The organism is Mucilaginibacter sp. (genome assembly GCF_028287845.1).
Lineage (GTDB): Bacteria > Bacteroidota > Bacteroidia > Sphingobacteriales > Sphingobacteriaceae > Mucilaginibacter.
This window is the reverse complement of sequence record NZ_JAQBOW010000046.1, coordinates 1-5,119: the sequence shown is the minus strand read 5'-3', so window position 1 is coordinate 5,119 and position 5,119 is coordinate 1. Positions and strand designations below refer to the sequence as shown.

The 5,119-nt window shown below is 41.2% G+C and carries 5 protein-coding genes and 1 pseudogene; 3 read left to right on the top strand and 3 right to left on the bottom strand.

Going from position 1 to position 5,119, the window contains the following annotated elements; translation table 11 throughout:
* The 3 genes from JWP71_RS04185 to JWP71_RS04175 all read left to right on the top strand — a co-directional run.
* On the top strand, positions 1-1,119 hold a 1,119-nt coding region (locus JWP71_RS04185), incomplete at its 5' end, for a circularly permuted type 2 ATP-grasp protein (RefSeq protein ID WP_299497454.1).
* 109 nt (positions 1,120-1,228) lie between these two features.
* Entirely contained in the window at positions 1,229-2,164 is a 936-nt protein-coding gene (locus tag JWP71_RS04180) for an alpha-E domain-containing protein (RefSeq protein ID WP_299497453.1), read from the top strand.
* A gap of 90 nt (positions 2,165-2,254) precedes the next feature.
* Positions 2,255-3,229 carry a transglutaminase family protein gene (locus tag JWP71_RS04175; protein WP_299497452.1) on the top strand — a complete coding sequence of 325 codons (975 nt, stop codon included), beginning with the start codon at positions 2,255-2,257 and terminating at the stop codon, positions 3,227-3,229.
* A 17-nt stretch (positions 3,230-3,246) separates the two neighbouring features.
* Here JWP71_RS04175 and JWP71_RS04170 read toward each other — a convergent pair whose 3' ends face one another.
* From JWP71_RS04170 to JWP71_RS04160, 3 genes and pseudogenes are all read right to left on the bottom strand, one after another.
* On the bottom strand, positions 3,247-3,750 hold the full coding sequence (locus JWP71_RS04170; RefSeq protein ID WP_299497450.1) for a thioredoxin domain-containing protein: 504 nt from the start codon (positions 3,748-3,750) through the stop codon (positions 3,247-3,249).
* A 10-nt stretch (positions 3,751-3,760) separates the two neighbouring features.
* Positions 3,761-4,777: a Gfo/Idh/MocA family oxidoreductase gene (locus JWP71_RS04165; RefSeq protein ID WP_299497449.1), complete on the bottom strand. Its 1,017-nt coding sequence runs from the start codon at positions 4,775-4,777 to the stop codon at positions 3,761-3,763.
* Positions 4,778-4,895: 118 nt separating this feature from the next.
* Positions 4,896-5,119: pseudogene (locus JWP71_RS04160) on the bottom strand (MBL fold metallo-hydrolase); the annotation flags it as partial.

The following is a 5,119-nucleotide window of genomic DNA, read 5'->3' as shown; positions in this document are numbered from 1 at the left end:
GATATATATCACAATCAGTTCATTATTAAAGATGGTATAGTACCTATTGATATTATTTACTCCTGCCCGCATTTCCTGCGCGAAATGTACCAGTTGCAGGTGCCTTATGATATTTACATCCATATATCGGGCATTGACCTGATACGCGACCATGACGGAACATTTTATGTATTAGAAGATAATCTGCGCACCCCGTCGGGTGTAAGTTATATGCTGGAGAACCGCGAAATTACTAAACGCCTCTTCCCTGATCTGCTGCCACAGTGTGGTGTGCGTAGTGTTACGGAATATCCTACTATACTGTATAAAAACTTATTGGCGCTTTCGCCAAGGCAAATAGCTAATCCTAATATTGTATTGCTTAGTCCGGGTATTTATAACTCGGCTTATTTTGAGCACACCACGCTTGCCCGTTTAATGGGTGTTGAGCTGGTGGAAGGGCGCGACCTGGTAGTAAACAATCATAAAGTATATATGAAAACTACCATAGGCCTGCAGCAGGTTGATGTAATTTACCGCAGGGTGGATGATGAGTATCTTGATCCGCTGGTATTTAACCCGGGCAGTATGCTGGGTGTAGCCGGTATTATGGGCGCATACCGTAAAGGCAATGTTGCCATAGTAAATGCTATTGGTAATGGCGTGGCCGATGATAAAGCGGTGTACACTTACGTGCCCGATATGATACGCTATTATTTAAATGAAGAACCTATTCTGAAAAATGTACCTACCCATCAATTAGGTAATGATGATGAACGCGCGTTCGTGTTTAAAAACCTGAATAACATGGTGGTTAAAAGAACCAATGGCAGCGGCGGATATGGCATGCTAATGGGCCATGCAGCGACCGAACAGGAAATAGACGATTATAAAAAAGAGATATTAAAAGATCCGCGCAATTTTATAGCACAACCAACCATAAGTCTTTCTGCAGCACCTTGCTATATGCAGGGCGAATTAAAGCCACGCCGTATTGACCTCAGGCCATACGCTTTATGCGGGCCCGATGGCATTGAAATAGTGCCGGGCGGGCTAACCCGCGTAGCGTTAACCGAAGGCTCGTTGGTAGTGAACAGCTCGCAGGGAGGCGGAAGTAAAGATACCTGGGTGCTGGCATAGCCCCCCCGACCCCCTAAAGGGGGAGTAATTAGAAAATATTAAATGACAGCAATAACAAATAAAAATATTAATAAGTGTGCCCCCTTTAGGGGATTAATGGGCAGAGCATATGTTAAGTAGGGTAGCAGCAAGTTTATATTGGCAAAGCAGGTACATTGAGCGTAGCGATGGTATGCTGCGCATGCTTAAAATAAATTATGCTTCATCGCAAGATGCTATACAGGAATTTACCTGGGAGCCGGTGATACGCATATTTGCCGGCCTTGATGATGATGAAGGCGAGGACCTGGGGAATGATAGTCGTGCCGTATTGAAATATATGGTAATGGGTAAAAATAATTCAAACTCGGTATTAAACATTATTACCCTTGCCCGCGAAAATGCCCGTAGCGTACAGGAGCACATCACCAAAGATCTTTGGCAGTGTTTGAACGAATATTACCATACGGTAAAGGATACTAAGCTGGAGCGCGCCCTACAGCGTGAAGACCCTATAAGCGTATTGGATGTTTTAATAAAGCAGGTAATGCTTTATTATGGTACTGTTGAAATTACGATGGAACGCGGCGAGGGCCGTAGTTTTATGAACATTGGAAAATACCTGGAACGCGCCATACAGTCTGTTGATATTTTGGATACTAAATTTGGCTCGATAAGTGATAATCCAGATCTGTTAACAGATACCACTTATTGGAAACATTTATTGCTTTCGTTGGGTGGGTATGAGTTGTATCTAAAAACCTATCGCGAGGGTTTCGAAGCCGAAAACGTATTAGAGCAGGTAGTTTTAAATAATGATTTCCCCCGCTCGGTTATCTATTCGGTTAACAATATCCAAAGGTATTTTGAGCGTTTGCAAAATGATAGTAATATGGATGATTTCAGGGATATGTCTTTCAAGATAGGCCGGTTGCAGAGTCGTATTAAATACAGCTCTGTAAGAACTATCAGACAGGAGGGCTTACATGCCTTCCTTACCCAGATAAGAAGCGAACTCTATGGTATTGCAGACTCGCTTAATGAACATTATTTTGCAAACTCATAACTTTGAAAATATGTGAATTTGAATATTTGAAAATGAACGCATTTTCAAATTCTCAAATTCTCAAATCATCAAATTAAATAATTAAAAAAAATGCCTGAATTTGAAATACAACATATAACCAAATACATTTATGATACCCCTGCGCGCGATAGCGCCAACCAGATCATTTTGTTTCCCATCAAAGATGAGTACCAGGATGTTTTAAAACAGGAGATCACAGTTACCGGCAATCCAATTGTTGATAGGCATATCGATTATTACGGTAATGAGGTAGGGAGTTTTACCTATAGCGAGCCGCACTCGGTTTTAATTATTAATTCAAAAGTATTGGTGAGCACAAAACACCGCCCTTACCCTGTAAACGATATTTTTCCGGCCCAACAATGGGAAGATCTGAAACCACTGCAATACATGGTTCCCTATATTGATTTTTTAAGGCAAGAGTATTTTGATGGATTCGCAGAATTAAAGCAGGTGGTTGATGCAGAAAAGAACAAAGAGGATATCCCTTACCAGATTGCTTTGCGTTTTTGCCAGTATGTATACGATAACTTTAACTATATAAAGGGCGTAACCACAGTTGAAACGACATTAGATGAGATATGGAAATTAAAGGCCGGTGTATGCCAGGATTTTGCCCATATTTTGGCAGAGATGCTGCGTATGGTAAAAATACCGGCCAGGTATGTAAGCGGTTATATTTGTACAGATAAAAACGGTATGCGCGGTGAAGGTGCTACACATGCCTGGACCGAAGCTTATATACCTGATTATGGATGGCTGGGCCTTGATCCTACCAATAATATTATAGCTAACGAAAACCATGTGCGCTTAGCCGTGGGCCGTAATTTTATGGATTGCTCGCCCGTAAAAGGCATATACAAAGGTTCATCGGGCCATAGCCTGGAAGTTTCTGTAATTGTTGATGATGACGGGCTTTTACTGGATGAAAATACTGAACATCCGTCTGCCCCGGCAACTATACCTGCTGCAAATCATATCGTAAAAAACAGTTATCAACGCTATATGGAAATGATTCAACAACAACAGCAGCAACAACAATAAAACCAAAAAGTGCAGGGCTATATTTTCTTCTTATCGGCTGATTTAACAACAGCAATAAGCGAATCAATATCCGGAGATTTTGAGTAGCTTTTAACAAACTTTTTATCGCTGTTATAAACAGCTATATACGGGGTGGTTTGCACCTTAAAATATTTCATCACCAGATTGGTATAGCCTTCGGTGCCCACTATAACATTAGGATATTTTTTCAGGTCATAATCGTGCACAAAGTTCTTTATGGCGCGTATGTCATAATTTGCAGACCAGGTTATCATTATAATTTGCGTATCGCTCAGCGCCTTCATCTTTTCCTTTAGCTCCATGGTTAAGTGCTGGCAATGCGGGCAATCTGGTGCAAAATATACCAGCATGGTTTTATGGTGCTTTAAATTGGCAGGCGTTACATATACACTGTCAGTAGTAAGGATACGATAAGGCGGCATACCTGTTGGCTCGGTAGTTTGTGCCTGGATGCATCCTGCGGTTATTATCAGGCTAAAAAGTAAAATCAGTTTTTTCATTTTTTTATAATTAAGCTTCCAGCAGTTCCATTTGCCAGGTCATGTGTTCTTCTGTTATGGGATATAACGCATTATTGCGTACGGCATGATATACCGCGTAAAATAAATTGCTGTAATCGCCTTTTATCGACGGGATGAACGCTATACTTTTTTCACCATCGGCGCCAACGGTAACCAGTTTGCCCTCCATGCCTACCGGTTCAATACCGTATGCGTCATCAGCAGGCAGCATCCCTTTATCCAGTTGTGCCTCTTGTACATCTAAGCGATATTTGCTGTAACTGCCCAATGCGCCATGTACAACAAACGCTGGTGTGGGGTCTGCAATTAACAATCCAGAGGTTAAATATACCACTAATCCGCCCGGGTAAGTTAAACGGTAATTCATATAATCAGGCACTTCTGATGCCTCGCGTTGTATGGTGATAAGCTTATCGAATGATAAGGGCTTGCCAAATAAGTGTATGGCCTGATCTATCAAATGCGGACCTAACTCGTACACTATCCCATTTATAGGTGTATCCTTTGTTTCTTTAAATGGCTTAGGGTTAAGCGCCGGTTTATAACGGTCATACCTAAAATTCACCTCGGTTAATTTACCTAACCTGCCACTTTCAATAACTTCTTTTACTGATAAGAAATCACTGTCCCAACGACGGTTTTGGTAAGCAAATACCTTGCGGTTATTAGCTCGTGCTACATCAAACAACTCCTTTATCTCGACGGCATTACCGGCGGCGGGTTTCTCTATCAGTACATGCTTACCGGCTCTTAGTGCCTGTTTAGCAAAATCAAAATGGGTAAAGTTGGGGGTGTTAACAATGATAAGCTCCAGCTCGCTGTCATTCAACAATTCATCAACCGAACCATAGCTAACAATATCCGGGTAATGAGCAGCCATTTTTTTCTGACTACGCTCTACTACGGCTTTTAATTTAAACTGCGGATTGGTACTTAAAAATGGTGCATGAAATATCCTTCCAGACATTCCGTAAGCCATTAAGCCGGTTACTATTGGTGATGACATATTCTGATAGCAATATAAGCAGCCAAATTATTGTTTTAATAAGGCTTATGCAAAAATAGATGGAATTAATGACGATTGGGTTATATTAATTCTTCTACTATTTTTTTCGCCGCAAAAATTACACTGGTATAATTGCAAAATGATCGCCGGTGTAAGTTATATTACCTACCGCGGTTGATTTTGCATGATAAAACAAGCAGGTCCAGCCTTCTTGGGCAGCCTTCTTGCCATATTCGTCCCGCAACTCCATTGCTTTTTGGGCGTCGAAATCATACTTGGCTTTAAATCTTCTTATTAATTGTTCCGGTTCCGGCAATTCATCGCCACCAAAAAAACATTTGT